Raw genomic sequence first — 26,114 nt, forward strand, 5'->3', positions numbered from 1 at the left:
AGCGAGCCGGGATAAGGTCGCGGCGATGAGCACCGCACCGTCCGACGGGGCCGAGGACGGCGGCGTGGAGGACGCGCTGCTGCGCCCCGTGCGCACCGGCAACGCGTTCGAGGACACCGTCTCGCGCCTCCTCCAGACGGTGCGTCTCGGCGTCGTCGCGCCGGGTGACTCGCTGCCGGCGGAGCGCGACCTCGCGCTGCGGCTCGGCGTCAGCCGCGACACGGTCCGCGAGGCGATCCGGTCGTTGACCGACGCCGGCTACCTCGTACGGCGCCGCGGCCGCTACGGCGGCACGTTCGTCGTCGACGAGCTGCCGCGCGGCACCGGTCGCGAGTCGCCGGCCATCTCCGCGGGCGAGCTCGACGACGTCCTCCGGCTGCGCGAGATCCTCGAGGTCGGTGCCGTACGGATGGCTGCCGGCCGGACCCTCACCTCGACCGAGCGCGAGGCGTTGTGGTCACGTCTGCAGGACGTGCGCGGCTCGTCGCCCGCGGACTACCGGCGCCTCGACTCGCGGCTGCACCTCACCCTCGCGGAGCTCGCCGGCTCGCCGTCCCTGCTCCCGCTGGTGGCCGACGCCCGGACGCGTGTCAACGTCCTGCTCGACGACATCCCGTTGCTCCCCCGCAACATCGCCCACTCCGACGAGCAGCACGAGACCATCGTGATCGCCGTCCTGGCGGGGGACGCGGACCGCGCGGCGGCCGCGATGGACGAGCACCTGGCCGGGTCCGCGGCGTTGTTGCGCGGGTTCTTGAGCTAACCCTCGAGCGGGCCGCGGGAGCGTGGCGACCGTCCGTGCAGCCACCACTCGAACGTCGACGTGACGGCGGGCAGCACCGCGTAGGTCATGATCGGGGTCGCGACGAGGGTCGTCAGCAGGGTGCGGGCGACGATGTGGAGGTCTGGCCACAGGAGGTGCAGCACCGTGCCCAGCAGCAGCGACAGCGGGAAGAAACCGACCCAGATCAGCGTCGCCTGCTTCCATCGGGGCGGTGGTGCCGGCAGCGGCCTGAGGTCCTCGACGTCGTAGTCCTGAGGCGGGTCGAACCAGCCCTCGATGCCCGTGCGGCGCTCCGCGTGCTGGTCCTCGACGATGTCCTTGCCGGCGTCGAGCCACCAGCGGCGCTGCGGAGACGCCTCCCAGTGCGCGAGGCTGTCGGCGTCGGCGAACCGATAGAGCATGTGCCACTCGTCGGACACCACGCTGGGCCGCATCCACCCCGTGCCGAGGAAGCCCTCGAACCGCTCGGCGAGCGCCGAGCCGGCATGCACCCACGCGACGACCTGGTCGACCGTCGACGGGTCGATCCGGCGGGTGATCGCCACGGTCACCGGCGCGCCGGACACGGTCGTCTCTGCTGTCACTTCCCCGAGCGTACGGGCGAAAAAGGCGCCTCCGGCCCACTCGTGACCGGTCTCACCGCGGGGTCGTCCGCGCTCCGGGCACCGAACGTCGGCGTACGGCCGAACGACGCACGCCGCGCCGCCCGTCTCAGGGTGAGCAGCACGGCCGGGCCGATCACCACGATCGCGACGGCGTTCGTGATCGCACGGCCGGTGTCCCACGAGCCGCTCGACGTGAGCAGGGTGAACCAGAAGAAGCGCCCGAGGTTCTCGGCCAGCGACGCGCCGGGGACGAACGCGAGGCCCTGCTCCCCGCTCGTGTCGACCCCGGCGAGGAACGGCCAGAACCACAGGTTGAGCAGCGCCCCGTAGAAGTACGCGGAGAACACGCCGTACGCGGCGAGCATCGCGATCTCCCAGCGCCCGGTGACCCTCCTCGGCAGCAGGCCGGCGCCCATCCCGAGCCACGCCGCGCACATCATCTGGAACGGCAGCCACGGCCCGACGCCCGCGGTCAGCAGGGCCGAGGCGAACAACGACGTGCACCCGAGCAGGAAGCCGAAGCCGGGCCCGAAGACCCGTCCGGCGAGGACGAGCAGGAAGAAGACCAGGTCGAGCCCGGCCGTCCCTGCACTCAGCGCTCGCATCCCGCACTGCATCGCCGAGAGGACGCCGAGCATCGCCAGCGCCTTGGCGTCCATCCCACCTTCGGACAGCTCGGCGAGCACGATGAGGAGGAGCAGGGGCAGGAGCAGGACGAAGTACATCGGGCTCTGGGCGTCCTGCTGACCCGACCCCGGCTCGAACAGCAGCGGCCAGCCGAACATCGCGAGGCCGGCGACGGAGACGAGGACGAGCACCGCGGTCGAGCGCGGCCGGAGCGCGACGGCGGTCACGACCGGTCCTCCAACGCTTCGCGCACGTCGCGGAGCGTGAGCCACGGCTGCCCGAGGACCTTCGCGACCTGCGGCGCGAAGGCGGGCGACGTCGCGAGCACCTGCCGTACGTCCCCTGAGGCGATCAGCTCGCCCTGAGCCATCACCGCCGCCCGGTCGGCGACCTCCGCGACGAACTCGACGTCGTGGGTCGCCACCAGCACCGCACCTCCCTCGCGAGCGAGACCGCGCAGCACCTCGGCGAGGGCCGCCTTCGCCGTGTAGTCCAGGCCACGCGTCGGCTCGTCGAGAAGGACCACCTGCGGCGCCGCGGTGAGCTGCACGGCGAGGACGAGCGCGAGCTTCTGGCCCTCGGAGAGGTCGCGCGGGTTCGTGGCCGGGTCGATCGGCCCGGCCAGGCGGGTGAGCAACGCGGCACAGGTGCCTTCGGCGGTGTCCGCCTCGGCGTCGGATGCTGCACACTCGGCGGCGACCGACTCGAGGTAGAGGAGGTCGCTCGCGGTCTGCGGGACGAGGCCGACCCGACGGCGCGCGTCCTTGCGGGAGAGTGTCGCCGGGTCGTCGCCGAGGACGCGGACGTCTCCCCCGTGCCGCTCGCCCGATCCCTGGAGCGCCCAGAGGAGCGTCGACTTGCCCGATCCGTTGCGGCCCATCAGCGCCGTGACCGACCCGGCGGGGAGGTCGAGGTCGACCTTCCGTACGGCGTGCAGCGGGCCGTACCGCACCGCGACCCGGCGAGCAGTCAGCAGCCCTCCGTCCCATCCGCGTTGACGGGACGACGTGGGCGGGGACGCGTCGGAGAGAGCCTTGCGCAGCGTCGTCGAGGCACGGCGCGCCTCGCGGACGGTCAACGGCAGCGGCTCCCACCCCGCGAACCGGCCGAGGTCCACCAACGGGGGGACGACAGGGCTCGTGGCCAGCACGGACGCCGGGGCCCCCGCGACGACGGAGCCGTCCGTCCCGACGTACGCCACGACGTCGGCGAACGGGACCACCCGCTCGAGCCGGTGCTCGGCGAGGACGACCGTGGTCCCCAGGTCGTGCACCAGCCGGGCCAGCGTCGCGAGCACGTCCTCCGCCGACGTCGGGTCGAGCGCGGACGTCGGCTCGTCGAGCACCAGCACGGGCGGGTGCATCGTGAGGACCGACCCGATCGCGACCCGCTGCTGCTGCCCGCCCGAGAGCGACCGGAGGGAACGCCCCCGCAGGTCGGCGATGCCGAGCAGGTCCAGCGTCTCCTCGACACGCCGCCGCATCGCCTGCGGGTCGACCCCGAGCTGCTCCATCCCGTACGCAAGCTCCTCCTCCACCGTGTCGGTGACGAAGCCGGCGAGCGGGTCCTGTCCGACCCATCCCACGGTGGCAGCGAGCTCGCGCGGCTGATGGTCCTGCGTCCGGAGCCCGCCGACCGTGACCGTGCCCTCGAGGTGACCACCGGTGAAGTACGGCACGAGCCCGTTGAGCAGCCCGAGGAGGCTCGACTTGCCGGCGCCGGTCGGCCCCGTGACGACGACCAGCTCACCCTCCTCGACGTGCAGGTCGACGTCGCGGAGGACCGGCCGGGCCGCGCCGTCGTACGAGAACGTCACGCCCTCGATCGCGATCACGCCGCCACTCCCTCGGCTGCAGGCACGGCCGCCGTCGCATGCAGGGCGGCGTACGGCGAGGTGGGCTCCGGCGTCACCACGGCAGGCAGCGCGGCGACGACGAGCCCGGCGAGGGTGAGCGCGTCGAGCTCGTACGACCCGAAGAACGCTGCCGCGGCCACGACGCCGCAGCCGGCCGTGAACCACTCCCACCCGTGCCACGGGTCGGGCCGGTAGCGGGTGTGCCCGACCGTGCGCCCCGACAACCAGAACCCGACCCCGGCGACCGCGAAGCCGCTCACCAGCACCGGCGCCGCGAGCAGCCGCGGCGCCGTGAGGTCCGCCGTCGCGTACACGCCGACGCAGACACCCATCAGCCCGACGAGCAGGAGGGCGCCGCTGAGGGTACGGCTGCCGCGGCTCGCGGAGCCCTTGCGTCCGTAGCCGCGCGCGTCCATCGAGGCCGCGAGCCGCATCGACCGCTCGAGAGCGTCCTCCATCACGGGGATCACCACGGCGCGCAGCGCTCGCGTGTTGCGGCCGGTGTCACCGCGCAGGCGGCGCGCTCGCCGTACGCGTCCGATGCTCTCCGCCAGCTGAGGGAAGAGCGTCAGGGCGACCACGACCGCCGCCCCGACCTCGTACAGCGCCGGCGGGAGCGACTTCAGCAGCCGGCGGGGGTTGGCCAGAGAGTTGGCGGCGCCGACGCAGATGATGAGCGCCGCCAGCTGCAGCCCGACCGCGAACGACCGCTGCAGCGACTCCCAGGTCACCGGTCCGAGCAGCCGGATCCCGTCCGCCCACGACGGCAGCGGCACCTGCGGCAGGTCGAGGACCACGGTCCCGGTCGACGCTCCCCCGAGAAGAACGCCGAACAGGACCCGGATCACGACCACCACCGCCCCCAGCCAGAGGTAGAGCCGGAACGACATCGCCCACGGCGCGACCGGCCGCCGCGCCGCGACCATCAGCGCGGCGACGCCGATGACCAGCCCGAGGAGGAGGACGTCGAACGTGCGGCTGGCCGCGACGGCGAGCCCGAGCGCCCACACCCACCAGGCTCCGGGGTGCAGGTCGCGCCGGGCGCGACGCTCGGGCACGGCTCAGGCGTCTTCGCTGCGACGACGCCGCACGAGCGCGAACCCGGTGGCGACGGCGAGCAGGACCGCGACGCCGAGGCCGATCCAGACGATCGAGCCGCCATCCTCAGCGGAATCGGCGTCATCCGCGTCGTCGGCCGTGTCGCTCGCTGCGGCCGTCGGCGGGTTCGCCGGGTCGAAGTCCGGCATCGGGGCCGAGTCGACCGGCTGGTTGAGCTGGTAGCGCCACCCCTCGAAGCCGCCCGGCACCGCCTTGGTGGTGTCGGCACCGGCCTGCGCATAGGCCCAGTCGCCGTCGGCCGGGGCGGCGTAGTAGGACCAGTAGGCGCCGCCGGGCGGGAACTGCTGGCACTTCTCGACGTAGTCCCGTCCACCGACGTCGAGCGTGTCGTCGGCCGCGGGCTGCCCGTCGATGCGGCACGCCCCCGTCATCCCGCTGGCGGTGACGGGCGTCATCTCGAAGCCGGCGGCCTCCAGGGCCTGCATGCCGGTCATCCCGTCGGAGTCCTCGGCGCAGCCGACCTCGACGTCGCCCCCGAGATCGGTGAAGTCGACGACGACGGTCGTGCCGTCGGCATCGGGGCAGGGACCATCGGCGGCGTGGGCGGGGAGTGCGGTCGCCGTGAGCGGCAGGGCCGCGGCGATGAGTAGGGCGGTGGCGGCAGCGCGCATACGCATGACGCATCCTTCCTGCTGCGACGGGCACAGGCCCGTTTTCCTCGGCAGCGTCAGGAGGTGGCTCCAGGTCACGGTTCGGACCCGGAGTGGCAGCAGGTGCTCCGGCTCGCCTCGGATGAGGCCTACGGTTGCGGGTCAGCGCCGGACTTCGACCGGCTTCCCCTGATGCCGCCCTCAGGGTAGCCCACCCCGTGGGGGCCTGCCGCCGCCGTCGGTCTGCGCGATGATGCTGCCGTGTTCGAAGGCTTCCAGACCAGTGTCGTCCACCTCGACGACAGCGAGGTCTTCGTACGCCACGGCGGCTCCGGGCCTGCGGTCGTCCTCCTGCACGGGCATCCGCGGACGTCCTCCACCTGGCACCGGGTGGCGCCAGGTCTGGTCGAGCGCGGGTTCACCGTCGTCTGCCCGGACCTCCGCGGGTACGGTCGTTCCCGCGGACCCGCGCCGACTCCCGACCACGCCGCTCACTCCAAGCGCGCGATGGCCGCCGACATCCTGGGAGCAGTGCGGCGGCTCGGGATCGAGCGTTTCCACCTCGCGGGGCACGACCGTGGCAGCTACGTCGCGTTCCGGCTGGCGATGGACGACCCCCAGGTCGTGGACCGGCTCGCCCTGCTGGACTGCATCCCGATCAGCGAGCACCTGCGACGGATCACGCCCGGCTTCGCGACGCGGTGGTTCCACTGGTTCTTCTTCGCCCAGCCCGAGACGCCCGAGCGAGTGATCAACGCCGACCCCGACAGCTGGTACGCGGGACGACCCGAGGATCTCGGCGACGAGAACTATGCGGAGTTCCGCGCGGCGACCCGCGACCCGGACGTGGTGCGGGCGATGCTCGAGGACTATCGAGCAGGTCTGACCGTCGACCGCCGTGACGAGGAGGAGGACCGCGACGCGGGTCGGCGCCTCCGTCCCCCGCTGCTCGTCGCGTGGTCCGCCGGTGAGGACCTCGACGACCTGGGCGGCGACCCGGTGGAGGTCTGGAAGACCTGGGCCGAGGACGTCCGGGGCGGCGCGGTCATCGACTCGTCCCACCACATGGCCGAGGAGGCACCCGAGCAGCTGGTCGACGTGCTGGCGGCGTTCTTCGGCGCCGACGGGTGATCGAGCGGTACCCCGAGCCACGTCGGCTCTGGCGGCCGCTCCCGCGGCTCCGGTAGAACTCCTTCATGTCGCTGGTCCGCCCTCGCACGTCCGCCCTGCTCGCGATGGCCGCGGCGGTGTGGATCCTCGTCGACGTCGTCCGGGTCTGGGCGCCGTCGCTGATCACGATCTTCGGTCAGGCCGCCACCACGCCTCCCGAGCTCATGGGGGCGTACGCGCTCGGATGCGTGGTGGTCGCGGTGGTCGTCGTCGGGCTCACCGCGCGGCGCGCAGCGGGGGTCACCCTCGTGGCCGCGCTCGCCGTCGCGGTCGTCGCCCGGGCCGGTCTCCAGCTCGGCGACGGCGGCCGCGCTCAGCTGGTCCTCGCCTCGGTGGGACTCGTCGCCTCCCTCGTGTGGCTCGCGCTCGCGGTCGCGCGGTACGGCGACGTGGCCGTGGTCGGCACCGTGACCGGCCTGGCGATCTCGGTGACGACCCATGCGGCGCTCGGCACGTGGGGTGCGGTCTGGCGGGGCGACGCCTGGGGATGGGCGCTGCTCGTCGTGCAGGTGGCGCTGGCCTGCCTCGGCACGTACGGCGCTCGCAACCGTGAGCCGTCGCCCGCCGCCGGGCGTCGGTTCGCCTGGTTGCTGATGCCCGGTGTGCTGCTCGCGGGGATCGTCGTCGCCGATGCCGGCCGAGCGAGCGCGGTCGCCGGCACGGTCGGGCTGGCGGTGCTCGCGGCGGCGGGGGTGCTGGCCGTGGCCCTCGCCGGCACCCGCCCTTCCCCGGCGGCAACATGGGTCGCGGCAGCGGCGCTGGTCGCCTCCGTGGCGCTCGTCCTCCTCGTCACCGTCCAGCGGGACGGCGTCCCGGCCACGAGTCCACCGTGGGTGGTCGTCGCGTACGCCGTCGGGCTGCCGGCGCTCGCGACGCTCTGGGCCGCGTCGTCCCAGGGCACGCCGGCGTCCCCGTCGGCGGTCGGGTGGGGCGCGCTGGTCTGGGTCGTGCTGCTGTTCATCTACTACGCCGGCTACGACCTCGGCTATCGCGCCGATCTGGTGGTGGTCGCCACGGCGGCAGCGGTCGGTGTCGCCGCGGCGACGACCAGCGCCTCGCGCGCCCCGGACGCCCGCGACCGGCGACCGCGCACTCCGGTCCTCGTCCTCGCCGCCGTGGCCTCCGTGCTGGCCGCGGCGCTCGGCCCGGCGGTCACCGTGCGTCCGCTGGATGGCGGCGGTCCGACCGACGGTGCGCCCGGTGCCGCACGTGTCACGGCGTACAACCTGCGCATGGGGTACGGCATGGACGGGACCTTCCGTCCGGACCGCGTCGCCGAGGTGCTGAAGGAGGCCGACGTGGCACTCCTCAGCGAGGTCGACCGTGGCTGGTACCTCAACGGCGGCCAGGACCAGCTGGCGATCCTCGCCAGGCTCCTCGACCGGGACAGCGTCTTCGCCCCCGCCGCCGACCCGGTGTGGGGCGACGCCGTGCTCAGCCGCTTCCCGATCGACGAGGCCGTAGGCACGCCGCTGCCGTCGTACGGTGCGGTCACCGGCGCCCAGGCGCTCTCGGTCCGGCTCGACGTCTCCGGCGTGCCGACGTGGTTCGTCTCCACGCACCTCCAACCTCACGACGGCGACGAGGGTGTCCGTGAGCAGACCGGCGATCTGGCCGACGCCCTCCGGGACCGTCTGGACGACGGCTTCTCGCTGGTCCTCGGCGGCGATCTCAACACCCAGCCCGGCAGCGCCGCGTACGAGATGCTCCTCGACGTCGGCCTCGTCGACGGGCTCGGCGGCGCCGGGCCGACCTCGCCGGCAGACCGACCGACCGCGCGGATCGACCATCTCCTCGTCACCGGGGACCTGACGGCCACCGACCCCGCCGTGGGGACGAGCCAGGCGTCCGACCACCTCCCCGTCCTCGTGACCGTCTCACCGTCGGACACCACCGGCACACCGGGCGTACGGTGACCGGATGAGCGCTCGAGGAGTCCTGCGCGGAGCGGTGGTCGGCGCCCTCGCATCGGTGCCCGCGTCGTACGTCAAAGCGGTGACGGAACCCGGCCTCCAACGGGCCGCCGAGCGGCTGCTCCCGCCTGAGCCGTGGCAGAAGCGGCTGGTCGGTGCAGACCCCGCGGGGCGACCCGAGAACATGCCCCCGGCTGTGGTCGCCGCGGAGGTCGACGAGCTGCGGGGTGGCCCGGGCCTCGACACCGACGAGAAGATCCGGGCCAGCCGGACGATCCACTACGCGTTCGGCGCTGTGACGGGCACGGCGTACGGAGCGGCCGCGGCGTCGCTGCCATGGGTCGCCCGCGGCGGAGGGGCTCCGGCTGGGCTCGCGCTCTACGCGCTGACCCACGGCACCGCGCTCCCGGTGCTCGAGATCCAGGAGCCCCCGTGGGACCTCCCGCGCTCCGCGGTCCTCTGGGAGGCCGCGAGCCATGTCGTGTTCGGGCTGACGTTGGAGGTCTCCCGCCGGGTGGTCGACCGCCTCCTGCCCTAGCGGCGGCGCCACGGCAAGCCGGGTCAGCGCACCAGGCTCCACTGCACGACGGCCCGCCGCGGCGTCCACGCGAGCGAGTCTGCGGGGAGGACCTCCTCGACGCCGATCCGCACGAGCTCGCCGTCGTGCGCCCGGAAGAGCTCGAGCAGCGCCGCCTCCTCATCGAGGGACGCCGCCTGGACGACCAGCCGACCCCCGGGGCGTACGGCACTTCGCACCGCGTCGAGGATCGGGGCGTCGGCGGCCCCACCGCCGACGAACACCGCGTCGGGGGCGTCGAGACCGTCGAGCGCGGCAGGTGCCGCGCCCTCGACGATCCGCAGCTCAGGAACGCCGAGGTCGGCCGCGCTCTCCTTGACCGCGACGGCCTCGTCAGCCCCGACCACGACCACCGCGGCGGCGAGGGGCTCGCTGCGCAGCCACTCGATCGCGACCGAGGCGGCACCGGCACCCAGCGCCCACAGGAGGTCACCACCCGCAGGAGCCAGGCGCGACAGGGCCGCAGCACGCGCATCGCGGCCGATCGGGGCGATCTCCGATCCGAACGCGGCCTCGGGAAGCCCCGGCACGCTCGACATCGCAGAACGGCGCGACCCGTCCGCGACGCACTCCAGGCAGATGACGTTGACCTCCGCCGAGACTCGGTCGCGCCACGCGGCGGCCGTGGCCTCGGTACGGGACTCCGCGAGGCCACCCAGGTCGCTGAGGACGGTCATGGCGGTCTCGCCGTACCCCTGCGTGACGAGCAGCGCCGCGACCGACGCGGGGGTGCCGCCGTCCGACGACAGCACGATGAGCTTGCGGCCCGGGGCGAGGTGCGGGAGCAGGCGGCGGACGTCGCGCCCGTGCAGCGACACCAGCGAGGTCTCGTCGAACGACCACCGCATCCGCGCCCGGGCGAGAGACTCCGACGAGACGGTCGGGATCACGTCGACGTCGTCGGCGCCGACGAGGTTCACCAGTGGGGTCGCGATGCCCGCGACGAGCGGGTCTCCGGCGGCCAGGACCACGATGCGCTTGCCGTCGTGCTCCTCCAGCAGACCCGGGAGCGCCTCCTCGACCGGCCACGGCCACTCGACCCTGGCCTGCCACCACGACCAGGGGACGGAGTCGAGATGCCTCTTGTCGCCCATGACGACCTCGGCCTCCCGGACGAGGCGCCGCGACTCCATCGCGAGCCCGTCCCAGCCGTCCGCACCGATGCCTACGACCGTGATCCGCTGCATGGACGCAGACGCTATCCGTCATCGGGGTCCTGACCCAAGCCCGCCCCGCGCATCGGGGAGGATCGGCAGCCACGGCGTCCCGGAATGTCCGCGATGCGGCGGATCAGGAGGCACCTGCCGACCCGCGCCTACGATCGTGGCCCTGGGAGGCGCCGCCGGCGCCACCCCCTCGCAGCGCCGAGAGGATGGTCTGGCCGATGGCACGTGACGCAGGTTTCCGGACGACCCTTCCCGTCTCCGGTCGCCGTGTCCTCGTGGTCGGCGGAGGGTCCACCGCGCTCGGCCGGATCGCGGCGCTGCGCGACGCGGGCGCCGCGATCACGGTGATCGCCCCCGAGGTCGTCCAGTCCGTCCAGGACCTCGCCGAGCGAGGGCTGCTGCGCTGGGACTCCCGGGCGTACGACACCGCGGACGTCTCCGATCACGACCTCGTCGTCCCCGCCACGGGCGATCCGGGTCTCGACGCACGGGTCGCCGGGGACGCACGGGCTTTCGGCCGGTGGTGCACCATCCCCGACGCGGTGCCCGGGCCCGGCTCCGACACTGGCTCCGACACCGACGCGGCGCGGCCCCGAGCAGGAGGCGGGTCCGTGACCCTCGTCGGCGGCGGCCCGGGCGATCCAGGGCTGATCACGGTCGCCGGCCTGGAGGCGGTCCGCACCGCCGACGTCGTCGTGACCGACCGCCTCGCCCCTTTGGGGGTGCTCCACGGCCTGGACGTCGAGGTGATCGACGTCGGCAAGATCCCTCGGGGTCGCTCAACCCCGCAGGAGGCGATCAACCGGATCCTCGTCGAGCACGCCCGGGCCGGTCGGCGCGTGGTGCGCCTCAAGGGCGGTGACAGCTTCGTCTTCGGGCGTGGAGGCGAGGAGATGGAGGCGTGCACGGCGGCCGGCATCCCCGTCGTCGTCGTGCCGGGGGTGACGTCGGCCATCGCGGGGCCGGCGCTGGCCGGGATCCCGGTGACCCACCGCGGCCTCACCCAGGGGTTCACGGTGGTCTCGGGCCACGTGCCTCCCGGTGATCCCCGCTCGACGGTCGACTGGGGAGCACTCGCGCGCACCGGGACCGACATCGTCCTGCTCATGGCGGTCGCGACCCTTCCCGCGATCACGCAGACGTTCGTCGCCGAAGGGCTGGACCCGGCGACGCCGGCGGTCACGATCGCCGACGCCGCGCTCCCGACCCAGCGCGTCGTCCGAGGCGACGTCGCCACCATCGCCTCGCGGGTGGCCGAGGCCGGCATCGGCGCACCGGCGGTCACGATCGTCGGACGCGTCGCGGGCTTCGCTCCCTCCGTTTGACCTCCTCGCCGGCGGGGTATCGGGTCTGCGACGAAGGGAGCAGCGCGTGCGCGTGGTGGTGACAGGGGCAAGTGGCAACGTCGGCAGTGCGCTGCTCAGAGAGCTGGGCAGCCGGGGGCACGACATCGTTGCGGTCGCGCGCCGGGTTCCCGAGGCCACCGAGACCGAGCAGGGCTCGATCGAGTGGCACGCCGCGGACGTCGCCGACGACCGCCTCGACGCCGTGCTCGAGGGGTGCGACGCGTTCGTCCATCTGGCGTGGATGTTCCAGCCGACCCACGATCCCGACACGACGTGGGAGGCGAACGCCGTCGGGACTCGGCGGGTCCTCCAGAGCGCCGCACGGAGCCGGGTCCCGGTCGTGGTGGTCGCCTCGTCGGTCGGCGCGTACTCGCCCGCCGTCGACGACCACCCGGTCGACGAGGGTTGGCCGACCGACGGCCCCTCGCCTGCGGCGTACTGCCGGGAGAAGGCCTATGTCGAGCGGCTGCTGGACGCGTTCGAGGCTCAGCGGCCCGACGTCCGGGTCGTACGGATGCGCCCGGCGTTCGTCTTCCAGCGCTCGGCAGGGTCCGAGCAGCGACGCATCTTCGGCGCTCCCGCACTCCGCCCCTGGATGCTCGAGCGCCGCATCCTGCCCGTCGTCCCGATCCCTCGCGGGCTCCGGCTGCAGGCGGTCCACGCGGGCGACCTTGCGCGGGCGTACGCGGAGGCGGTCGAGCGGCCGGTCCACGGCGCCTTCAACATCGCGGCCGCCGATGTCCTGGGCCAGGACGAGCTGGGACGGATCCTCGACGCACGGACGTTCGAGGTCCCGGCGCGCCTCACTCGGGCGGTCGTCGAAGGAGCGTGGCGAGCCCGGCTCGTCGGCGCTCCGGGCGACCTCTTCGACGCCCTGCTGCGCCTCCCGGTGATGTCGACGGCACGGGCCCGGGCCGAGCTCGGCTGGGAACCGCAGCACAGCGCGGCGGACGCGCTCTCGGCCATGGTGGTCGGTGCTCGCGAGGGCGCGGGATCCGGGCTGCCACCGCTGCAGCCCGACTCCCGCTTCCCCTGAGCCGTCGTCAGGACCTAGCCGTCGTCAGGACGTCGTGTCCCTCCCGGTCGGCTCGCCGACGAGAGGGAGCCTCTTCATGACCCGCGGGTCTCCCGCATCGGCGAAGTAGTCCCCCGCGATGGTCTCGTCGTGCCCGTTGTCGACCTTGCCGGCACGCAGCGCCACCGTGATCAGGGCAGCGACGAGCACGTTGATCGCGAAGGCGGTCAACGCGATGTATCCGAGCGTCCCGATCACGGGGATGTCGGCCAGCGAGCCGCCGAAGTGGCCGCCCGTGGTCGGGTTGACCACGTTGTACGCCGTGATCGTCCCGTACACCATGCCCACGGCCCACCCGAGCAGCAGACCCCAGCGGTGGAACCACCTCGTGTAGAGGCTGAATACGATCGCGGGCAGGGTCTGCAAGATCCAGATGCCGCCCAGCAGCTGGAAGTTGATCGCGTTCTGCCGGTCGAGCGTGAGCACGAAGACGAGCGCGAACAGCTTGACGACCAGCGACGACAGCTTGGAGACCTGCGCCTCCTGCTTCGGCGTCGCGTCCGGCTTGATGAACTCCTTGTAGACGTTGCGGGTGAACGTGTTCGCCGCCGCGATCGACATGATCGCCGCCGGCACCAGTGCCCCGATCGCGATCGCCGCCCAGGCGACGCCGGCGAACCACGCCGGGAACATGTCCTCGAACAGCTGGGGGATCACCAGCTGGGCGTTCGGCTCGCCGTCGAGTCCGATCGGCTGCGTCCCGGCGGCGATCGCGACCCACCCCAGCAGCGCGAGCAGACCGAGGATGAACGAGTACGCCGGCAGGATCGACGCGTTGCGCCTGATCGTGTTGCGGCTCTGGCTCGACAGGGTGGCAGTGATGGAGTGCGGATACATGAACAGCGCCAGCGCCGAGCCGAGGGCGAGCGTCGCGTAGGCCCAGTGGGCGTCGATCCCGGTCGGGATGAACGAGCCGGTCGGCGCGCCCGTCGCCGGGTTCGGGGTGCTCATCTTGTCCTGGGCGGCGCCGAAGATCGCGTCCCAGCCACCGACCTTGGTGGGGAGGTAGATGATCGCGACGATGATGACGAGATAGATGAGCGTGTCCTTCACGAACGCGATCACCGCCGGCGCCCGCAGACCCGAGGAGTAGGTGTACGCCGCGAGCAGGGCGAACGCGATGAACAGCGGCGCGTCCTTCGCGACCCAGTTGGAGCCGCCGCCGAGGCCGGCCACCTCGAGGACCGCCTGGATGCCGACCAGCTGGAGCGCGATGTAGGGCATCGTCGCGAGGAAGCCGGTGATCGCGACGGCCAGCGAGAGCTCGCGACTGCTGTAGCGACCGCGGACGAAGTCGGCCGGCGTGACGTATCCGTGCCGGTGGCTCACCGACCACAGCCGCGCCATGAACACGAAGATGATCGGATAGAGCACGATCGTGTACGGCACGGCGAAGAAGCCGGCGACGGCTCCGGTGGCGAACATCGCGGCGGGCACGGCGACGAACGTGTAGGCCGTGTAGAGGTCGCCGCCGAGCAGGAACCACGTCACCCACGTGCCGAACTTGCGTCCGCCGAGTCCCCACTCGTCGAGCGACTCCATCGACGGCGGGCGTCGCCACCGCGACGCGTAGAACCCCATCACCGTGACGAGCGCGAAGAGCAGGATCAGGACGGTCAGGCCGACCCCGTTGACGTTGCTCACCGGTCACCCTCCGCTCGATCGCTGTCCGTCTGCTCGTCGGGATGGTGCTCGTCGCGATGGTGCATAGGGCGGTGCGGCCGCGCGACCAGCACGATCCGGTACGAGGTGTAGGTCAGGGCGGCGGTGATGAAGACCCAGAGGAACTGGTACCAGAAGAAGAACGGCCACGGTCCGAGCTTCGGCTCGATGCGGGCGTACGAGTCGACCCACAGCAAGGCGATCACGGGGATGGCGAGCAGCACGGTGGCCAGGACCAGCAGCGGCTTGTTGGCCGGTGGCGTCGTCTCGTGCAGGGTGGGATCGTCGGCAGTCGGCGGAGGTCCGGAGGTCATCGGCAACCCTTTCGCGTCACGGCCCTGGGCGGGCCCGAGGTCTGCGTCGCGCGGGGAGGTCGTCGTCACCCCGTGTGACCGCGCTCACACGCTGCCAGTGGCGTCCGCACCGGTCCACGGGGACACGGCTCCTGTCGGTGAGCGGTCGGTATGTCGCGACGGACGGTCGCCACTGGTCGCCCGGCGGCACAGGATTAGGGTGAGGAGACCTCTCACCACCCGCTCGGAAGGGCCTCTCGATGACTCAACCGCAGGTCGGCCAGGGCCGGGTCGCCCCGCCGTCGGCGGACGTACGGCGCCGCGCGGAGGAGCGTCTCGCTGGTCTCGCGACGCCCGCGGGAGCACTCGGGCGGCTGGGTGAGTGCGCGGTGTGGCTGGCGTCCGTGCAAGGGCAGTGTCCGCCTCGACCGCCGAGCAACGTCCGCGTCGTCGTGTTCGCCGGCGACCACGGCGTCACCCGTCACGGGGTCTCGGCCTACCCGTCGGAGATCACCGCTCTGATGGTTCGGCAGTTCCTCTCCGGCGGCGCTGGAGTGGCGGTCCTGGCCCGAGCTCACGGGGCCACCTTGCGGGTGCTCGACATCGCCGTCGACGTCGACGCGACCGCGTTCCCGGCCGAGGTGACGGCGCACAAGGTTCGCCGGAGCTCGGGCGCCATCCACCTCGAGGACGCGCTCGCTCCGGCGGAGACGGCCGCGGCCCTCGCGGCCGGGGTCGCCGTCGCCGTCGAGGAGGTCGCGGCCGGTGCCGACCTCCTTGTCGCCGGCGACATGGGGATCGGCAACACCACGCCCTCTGCGGCCCTGGTCGCGGCGTCTCTGGGCCTGAGCGCGGCCGAGGTGACGGGCCGCGGCTCGGGCGTCGACGGGGAAGCCCTCGCACGCAAGGAGGCCGTGGTCGCTCAGGCGCTCGAGCGCGCGGGCGACCGCACGGCCGACCCGATCGACCGTCTGACCGCGCTCGGGTCGGCCGACCTGGCCGCCCAGGTCGGGTTCCTCACCGAAGCCGCGCGCCGAGGAGTCCCGATCCTCCTCGACGGGGTGATCTCGGTGGCGTGCGCCCTGGTGGCCGAGGACCTCGCCCCTGGGTCGGCGGCGTGGTTCGCGGCCGGTCACCGTTCGCCGGAGCCCGCGCAGGCGTCGGCGCTGTCCAAGCTCGGGCTGGAGCCTCTGCTCGACCTCGGCATGCGGCTGGGCGAGGGCAGTGGCGCCGTCGCCGCACTCCCCGTCCTCCGTTCTGCGGCCTCGCTGCTGTCCGAGGTGTCGCTGCTCGCCGACGTGCTCGGCCCGCAGGACGCCTGACATCGCCGTGATGGGCGACCGACCGGCTCGGGGTGTCCTCACCGACGCCGCGCTCCTGGCGGCCGGGACGTTCACCACCATCCGGGTGGCGGCGCCGTCGGTCGTCGACCGCCCCCGCGCACGCGTCGCGATGCTGCTGGCACCGCTGGCGGCGCTGCCGCTCAGCGCGGCCGCCGCGGTCGTCGTCGCCCTCGGCTCCGCGGCCGGGCTCCCGGCGCTGATCACCGGCGCGCTCGCGGTGACCGCGATCGCCCTCGGCACCCGCGCCCTCCACCTCGACGGTCTCGCCGACACCGTCGACGGGCTTGCTGCCCCGTACGACCGTTCCCGTCGGCTCGCGATCATGAAGTCCGGCGACGTCGGGCCGGCGGGGGTGGTCGCACTCGTCGTCGTCCTGCTCATCCAGGCGGCGGGTCTGGGCACCGTCGCTAGCCGTCCGTACGGGTGGCTCCTCGTCGGCGTCCTGGTGTGCGTCTCTCGCGCGGCGGTTGTCGCCCCCTGCGCCTCGCCGGTACCGCCCGCGACGACCGGCGGGCTCGGTGCCGCGGTGGCCCGCTCGGTGCCCCTGCCTGCCGCTGTCGGCGTCGCCGTGGTCGCCGCCGCGGCGGTCGGCCTCGCGTCCGCGGCCGGCGCCGCACCGTGGTGGCAGGGAGCGGCGGCCGTCGTCGTCGCCGCAGCGGTCGTCGTGATCCTCGTCCGCCGAGCGGTCGCACTGCTCGGCGGCATCACCGGCGATGTCGTCGGCGCCTGCGTCGAGGTCGCGCTCACCGTGCTGTGCGTCGTGGTCGCCGCGGCCTGAGCCGGCGTGCGGCCGTCGGTCAGAGGTGGAGCACGCGCCCCGCGACGACGAGCGCCACCTCGGCGGACGCCTCGGCCAGCCGCTGGTTGGTCATCCCGAGGACGTCGCGGAAGATGCGGCCCGACCGGTGGTCCGGCACCACGCCGAACCCGACCTCGTTGGTCACCGCGACGCTCAGCCGATCGCGCGCGAGCCACGCCTGGGCCAGGCTCTCGATCCGCTTCTCGGCCTCGGGGCGCCACTGGTCCTCCGGAACCTCCCACGCCCCGAGCTCGTCCAGCACGGCCGTCACCCAGGTGCCGATGCAGTCGACCAGGACGGGCGTCTCGGCACCCCTGAGCGCACCCGCGACGTCGACGGTCTCGATCGTCGTCCAGCCCTCGGGCCGACGCCGCTGGTGCTGGAGGATCCGCGCCTGCCAGTCGAGGTCGCTGCCGTCCGGGATGGGTCCCGGCGCGATGTAGGTGACGTGCTGCTGGCGCGCCAGCAGCGACTCCGCGTACCGCGACTTGCCGGAGCGTACGCCTCCGGTGACCAGCACTCTGCGGCTCATGTCCGCCCCTCTCACCCCGTGAAGGCCGTCCTGGCTCCAGCTCTCCTGCGAGCCTCGCACGGTGCAGGCCCGACCGCCTCACCGGGTCTCACGTGGCGGCTGTCCTGGCCGGCGCAGGCCACGAGGGCTCCCGCCGTCGTACGGTCGACCCATGCACCGGGTGGTCCTCTCGCTGGCGACGACGGTGGTCGCGCTCACCGCATGCTCCTCGGCGGCAGACCGCGTCGACGACGTCTCCTCAAACCCCACCCCGGCCCCCGCGTCACTGGCCCCGCCCGCACGCGCGACGCTGCCCGGGGGCTGGTTCGCCGAGCCGCTTCCGGGCCGGACACGACCGGCGTCCGTGGAGGCGGCCGGTGACCGCCTCGTGGTCGGCGGGTCGGTCGGCAGTGGAGACGGTGCACGTCCGCGCCTGCTGGCGCACGAGGGATCGGTCTGGGCAGACGTCCCGCTGGAGCCTGCCACGGGGTACGGCCGCATCGCGTCCCTGGTCCACCTCGCCGTCGCTCCCGACGGTGGCGTCGTCGCCCTCGGCAACGCGACGGGAGGCGCGCACCTGATGCCGCGCTGGACGGCGTGGTCGGGGACGCTCGACGGCGTCGCGGAGGTGGCTCAGGTCTTCGAGACCTTCGGCGGTCCGTCGGCCGGAGGGCTCGCCGGGGTCACGGCCGCTCCTGTCGACGCTGTCGTCGGGAGCTGGGCGACGTCGCCGTCGCGCCTGTCCCCCGCCGTGTGGCGCGAGGACGGCGGCCGATGGGTTCGGCGTACCGACATCGGTCCCTTCTCCAGCGCCGGCGACGTCCAGGCCCTGCCGACGGCCGTCGGCGCGACCGGGTCCGCGGTCGTGGTCGTCGGCACCGAGACCGTGACCGACGACGACGGCACCCGTCAGACCGCGGCCGCGTGGACCACACCGGACCTGCGGACGTGGCGACGGCTCGCGCTGGGCACATCCGACGGTCCTTCCAGCGGAGCCGTCGACGTCGCGTGCGCCGGTGACGCCTGCCTCGTCGCGGGATGGGTCGGCGACCGGCTCGCCGGGTGGCATCGGTGCCGAGGACGTCCGCCGCATCCGGCTGCCTGCGGTCCGGGTCGAGCCGTACGTCGCACAGCCGCGCGCCGCGTACGACGGCAGCTGCGCGGCGATCGCGGTCGGAGCAGAGTCCCGTACGGCCCTGGTCTCGGCCGACACCGCACGCTGGGCCGCCACCGACCTGCCGCAGCCGCACGTGTCGCACCTGGCGATGACACGCGGGCGACTGTTCGTGCTGACGCCTGACGGGGCGACCGCGCTGGTCTCGCACGCCGAGGCCTGCGACCTCCGATGATCGCCGGGCCGCCTCGCTCCGACGGAGGTCAGCAGACCGAGGCCGCCAGCGGGACGAGCGTCTCCGCGCACCCGGCGTCGAGCTTCAGGGTTGCCAGGTCGTCCCCGCGGGTCGCCCCCCGGTTCACGATCACCACGGGCTTCCCGGCCTTCGCCGCCTGCCGGACGAAGCGCAGCCCGGACATCACCTGCAGCGACGACCCGACGACGAGAACCGCGTCCGCGGCGTCGACCAGCGCGCGGCAGCGCTCCACGCGCGGCTTCGGGACGCTCTCGCCGAAGAAGACCACGTCCGGCTTCAGGATGCCGCCGCACCTCAGGCACGGGGCGACCCGGAACGTGCTGGTCTCCTCCAGCACCGCGTCGCCGTCGGGTGCGATCGCGTACGCGCCGTCGCCGTAGCCGGGGTTCAGGACGTCGAGCCGTTCGTGCAGCTCGGCGCGCGGCGAACGGGCGCCGCAGCCCAGGCAGACGACGTCGGCGATCCGCCCGTGCAGGGCGACGAGCTCGCGCTGGCCGGCGGCCTCGTGCAGCCCGTCGACGTTCTGGGTGATCACCGCTGAGACCATGCCGGCCTGCTCCAAGGCGACCAGCGCGTGGTGGCCGGCGTTCGGCTCGGCACCGGTCATGTGCCGCCAGCCGATGTGGGCCCGGGCCCAGTAGCGCTGCTGCGCCTGCGGGCTGGCCACGAACTCCTGGTACGTCATCGGCTGACGCGGCGCCGAGCCCGGTCCGCGGTAGTCCGGGATGCCGGAGTCGGTGCTGATGCCAGCGCCGGTCAACGCGACCACGCGCCGCCCGTCGAGCAGGGCACGCACCTCGTCGAGCGCCGGCTGCTCAGTGACGATGTCCACGCTTCCAGCGTACGAGGGACCCGGCGACGCGACGGCGTCTACGCTGGCCAGCGTGAACAGCCGGGTCGCGTGGAGCAAGGGTGTGGTGGTCCCCGCTGCGCTCGGGGTGCTGTGCGCGACGGTCGGGCTGCTGACGTGGGCGGGCGCCGGCGCGGACGCGCGTGTGGGTGCGGCCAGCGTGAGCGCGTACGACCCACCGTCCACGGCTGCGGCCACGGCCTCCACGACCGCTCCTCTCCTCGCGACCTCGTCGCTCGACTCGGGCGTCGGGAGGCTCGGATCGGGCCTCGACCGCGGATGGGTGTCGGCGGAGGCCGGTCGGACCGGGATCGCGGCCAGGGCGGTGACCGCCTATGCGAGAGCCGCCCTGCGGCTCGAGGAGGAGGATCCCGGTTGTCGCCTGGGGTGGACGACGCTGGCCGGCATCGGCTGGGTCGAGTCGCAGCACGGCACCATCGACGGCAACACGCTGCTCGCCGACGGGACCACCCGGCGACCGATCCACGGTCCGGCGCTCGACGGCACCGGCGGCGTCTCCGCGCTCGCGGCCTCGGCCGACGACACCGCCGCCCACGGCAACCCGGCCTGGGACCACGCCGTCGGCCCGATGCAGTTCATCGGGAGCACGTGGCGACGGTGGGGCTCCGACGGCGACGGCGACGGCGTGGCAGACCGTGCGGACCTCGACGACGCCGCGTACGCCGCCGGCCGTTATCTGTGCGCCAACGGCGACGACCTCACCACGGGGTCCGGGTGGACCGCCGCGGTGAGGTCGTACAACCACTCCGACGCCTACGTTGCCGCGGTGCTGGCCGCGGCCGACTCCTACGGCGCCTGAGCGCCGACGGGCTCCGACTCAGTCCGCTCTCCGAGGCGCTTGGCGAGCGCGTCGCCCTCGATGTCGAGGTCCGGGATGATCTTGTCCAGCCAGGCGGGAAGCCACCAGGCGGAGCGGCCGGCGATCGCCATGAAGGCCGGGATCAGCGTCATCCGGACCAGGAACGCGTCGGCGAGGATGCCGAAGGCGAGTCCGAAGCCGATCGGCTTGATCATCGCCTCGTCGCTGATGATGAAGCTGCCGAAGACCGAGATCATGATGATCGCCGCGGCGGTCACCACGCGGGCGCTGTGGCTGAACCCGTTGACGACGGCGCGCTGGGCGTCCTTGCTGTGGACGTAGTCCTCCCGCATCCGCGACACCAGGAACACCTGGTAGTCCATGGCGAGCCCGAACAGGATGCCCACCATGAGCAGCGGCAGGATGCTGATGATCGGCCCTGGCGTGTCCACACCGAACACGTCGGCCAGCCAGCCCCACTGGAAGACCGCCACGGTCGCGCCCAGCGCCATCCCGATGGTGAGGAGGAAGCCCAGGACCGCCGACAGCGGCACCAGGATCGAGCGGAACACCAGGATCAGCAGCACGAACGCCAGGCCCACCACCAGCGTCAGATAGACGGGCAGGGCGTCGGCCAGCTTCTCCGACACGTCCACCGAGACGGCCGTCTGACCGCTGACCAGCACGTCGGCACCCGTCTCGCCCTTCACGTCCTGCACGGCGTCACGGATCTCGCCGACCAGGTCCTGGGTCTCCTGGTCTGCGGGGCCGCTCTTGGGGACGACGGTGATCGTGGCGAGGTCGGTGTCCGGCATCGGCTGGCCGGGCACGACCGCGGCCACGTCGGTGTCGATGCCCTCGACGGCCTTCGTCGTCTCCGCCACCGCGGCCTCGGGATCGTCGGCCTTCGCGGTGTCGACGACCACGAGGAGCGGTCCGTTCGACCCCGCCCCGAACCCCTCGGCGATGAGGTCGTACGCCTTGCGCTGGGTCGTCCCGACCGAGGCGGTGCCGTCGTCGGGCAGGGACTCCTCCAGCGAGAGGACGGGGATCGAGGCGACGAGCGCGACGGCCACACCGAGCACGGCGGCGACGGCCTTGCGCCGGGTGACGAGTCCGGCCCAGCGCTGGCCCATGGCCGGCTTGCCCGAGTGGTCGTCCGCCTCGGGGTCGTGCTGCCGCAGACCCGGGATCTTGCCCTTGATGATGCGGCGCTTGGAGAAGCCGAAGAGGGCCGGCAGCAGGGTCAGGGCGATGAGCACCGCGATCGCGACCGTGGCCGCGGCGGCGAGTCCCATCTCGGTGAGGATCGAGATGTTGACGACCGACAGTCCGACGAGGGCGATGACGACCGTCAGCCCGGCGAAGACGACCGCGCTGCCGGCGGTGCCGACCGCACGCCCGGAGGCCTCCTCCGGATCGCGTCCGACCATCACCTCGTGCCGGTACCGGGACACGATGAAGAGCGCGTAGTCGATGCCGACCGCGAGCCCGAGCATGGTGGCGAGGATGGGCGTGGTCGAGCCCAGCGACATGAAGCCGGTCAGGGTGGTGATCCCCGCGACGCCGATGCCGACGCCGATCAGCGCGGTCAGCAGCGGCATGCCGGCCGCGATCAGCGAGCCGAACGTGATGATCAGGACGATCAGCGCGACGACGACGCCGATGATCTCCGAGCTCCCGGTCTCGGGGATCTGGGTCAGCGCGTCACCGCCCACCTCGACGGTCATGCCGGCGTCGCGTCCGGCCTCGGGCGCCTCCTCGAGCGCGGAGACCTGCGCCTCCGAGAGGTCGATGGCCTGCGACTCGTAGGTGACGGTCGTGTAGGCCATCGTCTCGTCCGGCGAGACCTGCTTGGCCTGGAACGGGTCGACAGCGTTGACGACCCCCTTGTCCGCGGCCATCGACGACACCGTGTCGGTGATGACGCCGGCGAACTCGGGGTCGGTGACCTTCGAGCCCTCGGGGGCCTTGAAGACGATGCGCGCGGTGGCGCCGTCGGCGGCGGCCTGGGGGTTGCGCTCCTTCATGAGGTCGAACGCCTGGACCGACTCCAGACCCGGCATCGAGAAGTTGTCCGAGGTCTTGCCCGACAGCGTCGCCGCACCGGTCCCCGCGAGCAGCAGGACGGCCAGCCACGCGACGAGGACACTCTTGCGGTGGCGGAACGCCCACCGACCGAGGCGGTAGAGGTACCAGGACACGGTGTCTCCTGTGGTTCGTGCGCCAGTGGGCGCGTGGGAGGGATCAGGGAGAGGGGGACGTGACGCCGAGCGCGGGGAGCAGCACGGCGTCGAGGAACCGGGTGACGTACGCGAGGTCGGACGGCTCTCCGTCGATGACCTCTCGCAGCAGGGCCGGCCCCGTCATGGTGACGACGACGAACGGGAGCGCCGGGTTGTCGGCCGCGACCTCCCCGCGTGCGACGGCACGCTCGAGGAGGACACCGATCTCGGCGCTCCGGCTGGCGACGATGCGCTCGCGGAGCGACTCGGCCAGCTCCGGGTGCGTCTTGCAGGCGTGGATGACCGCGACGACGAGGCCGATCTCGGTATCCTCGGCGTGACCGTGGTCGCAGGCCAGGGCCAGGAGGTCCCCGCGCAGACTGCCGGTGTCGGGCAGCTCGGACGCATCCGGTGCCAGGGCACCGATGGCGCTGGTGACCAGCGCCTCCTTGCTGCCCCACTGGCGATACAACGTCGCCTTGCTGGAGCGCGTCATGTCCGCGACACCGTCCATCGTGAGCTTGTCGTAGCCCACGTCGGCGAGCAGGCGCAGCACAGCCGCGTACAGCTCGTCGGTACGTTCGGGCGTCAGACGGCTCATGCAGAGACCTCGCAGACCAGTGGACGAGACATGACGTGACAGCGAAACGAAACCGTTTCGTATCGATCGTAGGCCGCGACACCTGAGAACGAACATCGCCGACAGGTGTGCTCGCTCACACCCCGTCGGTCGCCGCCAGCACCCAGGTAGCGTCGGGGGCATGGCAGACCTCGGCACGGCCCTCCGCTCCCTCCTCGACGGCCCGTACGCGCAGGCGCGCGAGTCGACACGCGACCTGCTCGCGAGCACCGGCGTCCTCACCGACCCGAGCCACCGCGTGGAGGAGCAACGGACCCAGACCCGCGAGGCGCTCCTCGCGCTGGCCAAGAGCGGCATCCCGGCCGCCGGGTTCGCCAAGGACCACGGCGGCACGGGAGATCCCGGCGCCTCGATCGTCGGGTTCGAGATGCTGGTGTACGCCGATGTCTCGCTGATGGTGAAGGCGGGAGTCCAGTGGGGTCTGTTCGGCGGCGCCGTCGAGAACCTCGGCACCCAGCGCCACCACGACACGTACCTTCCCCGCATCATCGACGGCGACCTCCTCGGCTGCTTCGCGATGACCGAGACCGGCCACGGGAGCGACGTCCAGAGCCTCGAGACGACAGCGACGTACGACGCCGCCACGGGTGAGTTCATCATCGACTCGCCGACCGCGACGGCGCGCAAGGACTACATCGGCGGCGCCGCCCACGACGCGACGCTGGCCGCGGTCTTCGCGCAGCTGGTCACCGCGGGCCCGGGCGAGGAGGCGCACTCGCGCGGGGTCCACTGCCTTCTCGTGCCGCTGCGGGACGACGAAGGCCGAGACCTCCCCGGTGTCACCACCTCCGACTGCGGGGTCAAGGGCGGCCTCAACGGCGTCGACAACGGCCGGATCGTGTTCGACCAGGTCCGAGTGCCGCGCGAGAACCTGCTCGACCGCTACGCGAGCGTGGCCGAGGACGGCACCTACTCCTCCCCCATCGAGAACCCCAACCGCCGCTTCTTCACGATGCTCGGCACCCTGATCCGCGGACGTGTCAGCATCGCGGGCGCCAGCGGCGCGGCCGCCCGCCAGGCGCTGGCGATCGCGGTCCGCTACGCCCTGCGCCGTCGGCAGTTCGGCGCACCGGGCGCCGCTGCGGGCGAGCCGCAGGAGGTGCTGCTGATGGACTACCGCACCCACCAGCGCCGGCTGCTGCCCGCGCTCGCCCGGGCGTACGCCCTCCAGACCGCTCAGAACGGCCTCGTGGAGACCCTCTCGAACATCCAGGGCGGCGGCGCCGTGGCCGACCCCACCGCGCAGCGCGACCTCGAGGCACTCGCCGCCGGGGTCAAGGCGTACGCCTCCTGGCACGCCACCGAGACGATCCAAGAGTGCCGCGAGGCGTGCGGCGGCGCCGGCTACATGGCCGCGAACCGCCTCACCACCCTCAAGGCCGACACCGACGTGTTCACCACCTTCGAGGGTGACAACACCGTGCTCATGCAGCTGGTCGGCAAGGAGCTGCTCACCGGCTACGCCGACGACGTGCGCGGGCTCGACCCCCTCGGCATGGCGAGCTTCGCGGTCTCCAACGCCGCCGAGGTCGTGCTCGAGCGCACCCCGGTGGCACCGCTGGTGGCGCGGCTGCGCGACGCGACGCGCCGTGAGGGCGACGAGCCCGACCTGCTCGACCGCGGCACCCAGATCTCGCTGCTCACCGACCGCGAGGAGCACCTGCTCGACACGCTCGCCCGCCGCATGCAGGCCGCCCGCAAGCTGTCCGGCGCGGAGGCTTTCGCCGCCGTCAACCGGGCGCAGGACCACCTGGTCCACCTCGGCCGCGCCCACGTCGAGCGGGTGGTGCTCGAGTCGTTCGTGGCTGCCGTGTGCGAGGTCGAGGACGACGAGCTCCGGTCGGTCCTCGACGCCGTCTGCGACCTCTACGCACTGAGCGTGGTGGAGGCCGACAAGGCATGGTTCCTGGAGCACCGGAGGCTGTCGGTCGGGCGCGCCAAGAACGTGACGGCCTCGGTCAACGCGCTCTGCGAGCGGCTGCGGCCCCACGCCGCCGACCTGGTCGATGCGTTCGGGATCCCGGAGAACCTCCTCGACGTCGAGATGCTGCGCTAGGCAGAGCCCGACGAGGCCTCGAAGTCGGCGCTGACCTCGGCGCCGACCTCGATGTCGTCCGGACGCAGCTCCATGCCGCCGTACGACTCCGGCCCGGCAGCCGCTCGCATCGCTGTCGCCTCGCCGAAGGCCGACACCGGCCCGACGTGTGGACGCAGGCCGTGCTCGTACAGCGCGATGAGCTGGACGGGCCCGAGGCCGAGAGCGCCGGCGTAGGCCTGAGCGCGGACCACCGCGTCGCGCGCCGCGTCCGCACGGACCGTCGCGACGGCGGCGTCGCGACGCACCTCGGTGAGTGCCCACTCCACACCGTCGACGGCGACGCCGTCGAGCAGCGCGACCTCGCCCACCCATCGCGAGAGGGCATCGAAGTCACGGAACGTCACCCGTATGCCAGCGCTCGCGCGGAAGCGTCGGACCTTCGTCTCGTCCTCCTGCGCGCTCGGCTTGATCCACTCGTCGTAGATCCACGCCGAGACCTGGTCGGCCCCCCACCACGTCGCCGAACCCGAGGTGACGTGCTGCTTGGCCTGTCCGACGAGAGTGCCGTGAGTGCGCGCAGCGGCGGCCACGACGTCGTCGCGGCGCGCTCCCGCGAACGACACGGTGAGCCGGACGGTCCCACGCTCGGCGGCGATGGTCTGGACGGCGCGTCCCATCACGGTGATCTTGGGCATGGCCGCACCCTAGCCGCCACCGGACCGCTCAGGCGTCGGCG

General features: G+C 72.9%; 24 protein-coding genes and 1 riboswitch. Of the genes, 11 read left to right on the plus strand and 13 right to left on the minus strand.

Features of this window, described 5'->3' with window-relative positions:
* The first annotated feature begins 25 nt into the window (after window positions 1-25).
* Window positions 26-763, plus strand: coding sequence for a FadR/GntR family transcriptional regulator (locus KV102_RS04950; RefSeq protein ID WP_220345467.1), 738 nt, complete (start codon window positions 26-28; stop codon window positions 761-763).
* On the opposite strand, the gene KV102_RS04955 is transcribed toward KV102_RS04950, so the two are convergent.
* The 5 genes from KV102_RS04955 to KV102_RS04975 are packed head-to-tail and all read right to left on the minus strand — an operon-like array spanning window position 760 to window position 5,607.
* Entirely contained in the window at window positions 760-1,368 is a 609-nt protein-coding gene (locus KV102_RS04955) for an antibiotic biosynthesis monooxygenase (RefSeq protein ID WP_308290228.1), read from the minus strand. The genes KV102_RS04950 and KV102_RS04955 overlap by 4 nt on opposite strands.
* Entirely contained in the window at window positions 1,365-2,243 is an 879-nt protein-coding gene (locus tag KV102_RS04960) for an ECF transporter S component (protein WP_308290229.1), read from the minus strand. Before KV102_RS04960 ends, KV102_RS04955 begins: the two co-directional genes overlap by 4 nt.
* Window positions 2,240-3,850, minus strand: a complete 1,611-nt coding sequence (locus KV102_RS04965; protein WP_220345468.1) for an ABC transporter ATP-binding protein — start codon at window positions 3,848-3,850, stop codon at window positions 2,240-2,242. Before KV102_RS04965 ends, KV102_RS04960 begins: the two co-directional genes overlap by 4 nt.
* Window positions 3,847-4,929: an energy-coupling factor transporter transmembrane component T gene (locus KV102_RS04970; protein WP_220345469.1), complete on the minus strand. Its 1,083-nt coding sequence runs from the start codon at window positions 4,927-4,929 to the stop codon at window positions 3,847-3,849. Before KV102_RS04970 ends, KV102_RS04965 begins: the two co-directional genes overlap by 4 nt.
* Before the next feature lie 3 nt (window positions 4,930-4,932).
* Window positions 4,933-5,607 carry a hypothetical protein gene (locus tag KV102_RS04975; RefSeq protein WP_220345470.1) on the minus strand — a complete coding sequence of 225 codons (675 nt, stop codon included), beginning with the start codon at window positions 5,605-5,607 and terminating at the stop codon, window positions 4,933-4,935.
* Between the two features lie 73 nt (window positions 5,608-5,680).
* A riboswitch (cobalamin riboswitch) is annotated at window positions 5,681-5,795 on the minus strand.
* Window positions 5,796-5,841: 46 nt separating this feature from the next.
* On the opposite strand from KV102_RS04975, the gene KV102_RS04980 reads away from it, so the two are divergent.
* The 3 genes from KV102_RS04980 to KV102_RS04990 all read left to right on the plus strand — a co-directional run bounded on the left by KV102_RS04980 (window position 5,842) and on the right by KV102_RS04990 (window position 9,201).
* Window positions 5,842-6,711 (plus strand): alpha/beta fold hydrolase, encoded by an 870-nt coding sequence (locus tag KV102_RS04980; protein ID WP_220345471.1) that lies wholly within the window; start codon window positions 5,842-5,844, stop codon window positions 6,709-6,711.
* 65 nt (window positions 6,712-6,776) lie between these two features.
* A complete protein-coding gene (locus KV102_RS04985; protein ID WP_220345472.1) occupies window positions 6,777-8,666 on the plus strand; it encodes an endonuclease/exonuclease/phosphatase family protein in 1,890 nt (629 codons plus the stop codon).
* 4 nt (window positions 8,667-8,670) lie between these two features.
* Window positions 8,671-9,201 (plus strand): DUF1440 domain-containing protein, encoded by a 531-nt coding sequence (locus tag KV102_RS04990; RefSeq protein ID WP_220345473.1) that lies wholly within the window; start codon window positions 8,671-8,673, stop codon window positions 9,199-9,201.
* A gap of 23 nt (window positions 9,202-9,224) precedes the next feature.
* Here KV102_RS04990 and cbiE read toward each other — a convergent pair whose 3' ends face one another.
* A complete protein-coding gene (gene cbiE / locus KV102_RS04995; protein ID WP_220345474.1) occupies window positions 9,225-10,427 on the minus strand; it encodes a precorrin-6y C5,15-methyltransferase (decarboxylating) subunit CbiE in 1,203 nt (400 codons plus the stop codon).
* A gap of 197 nt (window positions 10,428-10,624) precedes the next feature.
* Between cbiE and cobA the strand changes: the two genes are divergently transcribed.
* Together cobA and KV102_RS05005 are read left to right on the plus strand one after the other, a co-directional pair.
* Complete coding sequence (gene cobA, locus KV102_RS05000) at window positions 10,625-11,731, plus strand: uroporphyrinogen-III C-methyltransferase (protein ID WP_220345475.1); 1,107 nt, start codon at window positions 10,625-10,627, stop codon at window positions 11,729-11,731.
* 46 nt (window positions 11,732-11,777) lie between these two features.
* Window positions 11,778-12,788 carry an NAD-dependent epimerase/dehydratase family protein gene (locus tag KV102_RS05005; RefSeq protein WP_301022365.1) on the plus strand — a complete coding sequence of 337 codons (1,011 nt, stop codon included), beginning with the start codon at window positions 11,778-11,780 and terminating at the stop codon, window positions 12,786-12,788.
* Between the two features lie 24 nt (window positions 12,789-12,812).
* On the opposite strand, the gene mctP is transcribed toward KV102_RS05005, so the two are convergent.
* Both mctP and KV102_RS05015 read right to left on the minus strand, forming a co-directional pair.
* On the minus strand, window positions 12,813-14,471 hold the full coding sequence (gene mctP, locus KV102_RS05010) for a monocarboxylate uptake permease MctP (RefSeq protein WP_301022366.1): 1,659 nt from the start codon (window positions 14,469-14,471) through the stop codon (window positions 12,813-12,815).
* A complete protein-coding gene (locus KV102_RS05015; RefSeq protein WP_220342299.1) occupies window positions 14,468-14,803 on the minus strand; it encodes a DUF3311 domain-containing protein in 336 nt (111 codons plus the stop codon). The genes mctP and KV102_RS05015 overlap by 4 nt, the downstream gene beginning before the upstream one ends.
* A gap of 239 nt (window positions 14,804-15,042) precedes the next feature.
* Here KV102_RS05015 and cobT point away from each other — a divergent pair, with 239 nt between their 5' ends.
* Both cobT and KV102_RS05025 read left to right on the plus strand, forming a co-directional pair.
* Complete coding sequence (cobT, locus tag KV102_RS05020) at window positions 15,043-16,104, plus strand: nicotinate-nucleotide--dimethylbenzimidazole phosphoribosyltransferase (RefSeq protein WP_220342300.1); 1,062 nt, start codon at window positions 15,043-15,045, stop codon at window positions 16,102-16,104.
* Between the two features lie 10 nt (window positions 16,105-16,114).
* A complete protein-coding gene (locus tag KV102_RS05025) occupies window positions 16,115-16,903 on the plus strand; it encodes an adenosylcobinamide-GDP ribazoletransferase (RefSeq protein WP_220345476.1) in 789 nt (262 codons plus the stop codon).
* A gap of 19 nt (window positions 16,904-16,922) precedes the next feature.
* Here the strand turns inward: KV102_RS05025 and KV102_RS05030 are convergent, their stop codons facing one another.
* A complete protein-coding gene (locus KV102_RS05030) occupies window positions 16,923-17,456 on the minus strand; it encodes a bifunctional adenosylcobinamide kinase/adenosylcobinamide-phosphate guanylyltransferase (RefSeq protein ID WP_220345477.1) in 534 nt (177 codons plus the stop codon).
* A gap of 151 nt (window positions 17,457-17,607) precedes the next feature.
* Here KV102_RS05030 and KV102_RS05035 point away from each other — a divergent pair, with 151 nt between their 5' ends.
* Window positions 17,608-18,735 carry a hypothetical protein gene (locus KV102_RS05035; protein ID WP_220345478.1) on the plus strand — a complete coding sequence of 376 codons (1,128 nt, stop codon included), beginning with the start codon at window positions 17,608-17,610 and terminating at the stop codon, window positions 18,733-18,735.
* Window positions 18,736-18,812: 77 nt separating this feature from the next.
* On the opposite strand, the gene KV102_RS05040 is transcribed toward KV102_RS05035, so the two are convergent.
* A complete protein-coding gene (locus KV102_RS05040) occupies window positions 18,813-19,637 on the minus strand; it encodes an NAD-dependent protein deacetylase (RefSeq protein ID WP_220345479.1) in 825 nt (274 codons plus the stop codon).
* Window positions 19,638-19,689: 52 nt separating this feature from the next.
* Here KV102_RS05040 and KV102_RS05045 point away from each other — a divergent pair, with 52 nt between their 5' ends.
* Window positions 19,690-20,475 carry a lytic murein transglycosylase gene (locus tag KV102_RS05045; RefSeq protein ID WP_308290230.1) on the plus strand — a complete coding sequence of 262 codons (786 nt, stop codon included), beginning with the start codon at window positions 19,690-19,692 and terminating at the stop codon, window positions 20,473-20,475.
* Here the strand turns inward: KV102_RS05045 and KV102_RS05050 are convergent.
* Both KV102_RS05050 and KV102_RS05055 read right to left on the minus strand, forming a co-directional pair.
* Window positions 20,463-22,679 carry an MMPL family transporter gene (locus KV102_RS05050; protein ID WP_220345481.1) on the minus strand — a complete coding sequence of 739 codons (2,217 nt, stop codon included), beginning with the start codon at window positions 22,677-22,679 and terminating at the stop codon, window positions 20,463-20,465. The two genes, KV102_RS05045 and KV102_RS05050, sit on opposite strands and share 13 nt — an antisense overlap.
* Before the next feature lie 43 nt (window positions 22,680-22,722).
* Window positions 22,723-23,301 (minus strand): TetR/AcrR family transcriptional regulator, encoded by a 579-nt coding sequence (locus tag KV102_RS05055; protein ID WP_220342307.1) that lies wholly within the window; start codon window positions 23,299-23,301, stop codon window positions 22,723-22,725.
* A gap of 160 nt (window positions 23,302-23,461) precedes the next feature.
* Between KV102_RS05055 and KV102_RS05060 the strand changes: the two genes are divergently transcribed.
* Window positions 23,462-25,396 (plus strand): acyl-CoA dehydrogenase, encoded by a 1,935-nt coding sequence (locus tag KV102_RS05060; protein WP_220345482.1) that lies wholly within the window; start codon window positions 23,462-23,464, stop codon window positions 25,394-25,396.
* On the opposite strand, the gene KV102_RS05065 is transcribed toward KV102_RS05060, so the two are convergent.
* A complete protein-coding gene (locus tag KV102_RS05065) occupies window positions 25,393-26,073 on the minus strand; it encodes an SIMPL domain-containing protein (RefSeq protein ID WP_220345483.1) in 681 nt (226 codons plus the stop codon). The two genes, KV102_RS05060 and KV102_RS05065, sit on opposite strands and share 4 nt — an antisense overlap.
* Window positions 26,074-26,114 lie beyond the last annotated feature (41 nt).

This window comes from Mumia sp. zg.B53, assembly GCF_019550935.1.
Taxonomy (GTDB): Bacteria; Actinomycetota; Actinomycetes; order Propionibacteriales; family Nocardioidaceae; genus Mumia.

What these genes read in the sequence shown, in the direction of transcription:
- KV102_RS05055 (WP_220342307.1), bottom strand. Translation starts at nt 23,301, where the DNA reads ATGAGCCGTCTGACGCCCGAACGTACCGACGAGCTGTACGCGGCTGTG.
- KV102_RS05030 (WP_220345477.1), bottom strand. Translation starts at nt 17,456, where the DNA reads ATGAGCCGCAGAGTGCTGGTCACCGGAGGCGTACGCTCCGGCAAGTCG.
- cobT (WP_220342300.1), top strand. Translation starts at nt 15,043, where the DNA reads ATGACTCAACCGCAGGTCGGCCAGGGCCGGGTCGCCCCGCCGTCGGCG.
- cobA (WP_220345475.1), top strand. Translation starts at nt 10,625, where the DNA reads ATGGCACGTGACGCAGGTTTCCGGACGACCCTTCCCGTCTCCGGTCGC.
- KV102_RS04990 (WP_220345473.1), top strand. Translation starts at nt 8,671, where the DNA reads ATGAGCGCTCGAGGAGTCCTGCGCGGAGCGGTGGTCGGCGCCCTCGCA.
- KV102_RS04975 (WP_220345470.1), bottom strand. Translation starts at nt 5,607, where the DNA reads ATGCGTATGCGCGCTGCCGCCACCGCCCTACTCATCGCCGCGGCCCTG.
- KV102_RS04985 (WP_220345472.1), top strand. Translation starts at nt 6,777, where the DNA reads ATGTCGCTGGTCCGCCCTCGCACGTCCGCCCTGCTCGCGATGGCCGCG.
- KV102_RS05060 (WP_220345482.1), top strand. Translation starts at nt 23,462, where the DNA reads ATGGCAGACCTCGGCACGGCCCTCCGCTCCCTCCTCGACGGCCCGTAC.
- KV102_RS05025 (WP_220345476.1), top strand. Translation starts at nt 16,115, where the DNA reads ATGGGCGACCGACCGGCTCGGGGTGTCCTCACCGACGCCGCGCTCCTG.
- KV102_RS05015 (WP_220342299.1), bottom strand. Translation starts at nt 14,803, where the DNA reads ATGACCTCCGGACCTCCGCCGACTGCCGACGATCCCACCCTGCACGAG.
- cbiE (WP_220345474.1), bottom strand. Translation starts at nt 10,427, where the DNA reads ATGCAGCGGATCACGGTCGTAGGCATCGGTGCGGACGGCTGGGACGGG.
- KV102_RS04950 (WP_220345467.1), top strand. Translation starts at nt 26, where the DNA reads ATGAGCACCGCACCGTCCGACGGGGCCGAGGACGGCGGCGTGGAGGAC.
- KV102_RS05065 (WP_220345483.1), bottom strand. Translation starts at nt 26,073, where the DNA reads ATGCCCAAGATCACCGTGATGGGACGCGCCGTCCAGACCATCGCCGCC.
- KV102_RS05035 (WP_220345478.1), top strand. Translation starts at nt 17,608, where the DNA reads ATGCACCGGGTGGTCCTCTCGCTGGCGACGACGGTGGTCGCGCTCACC.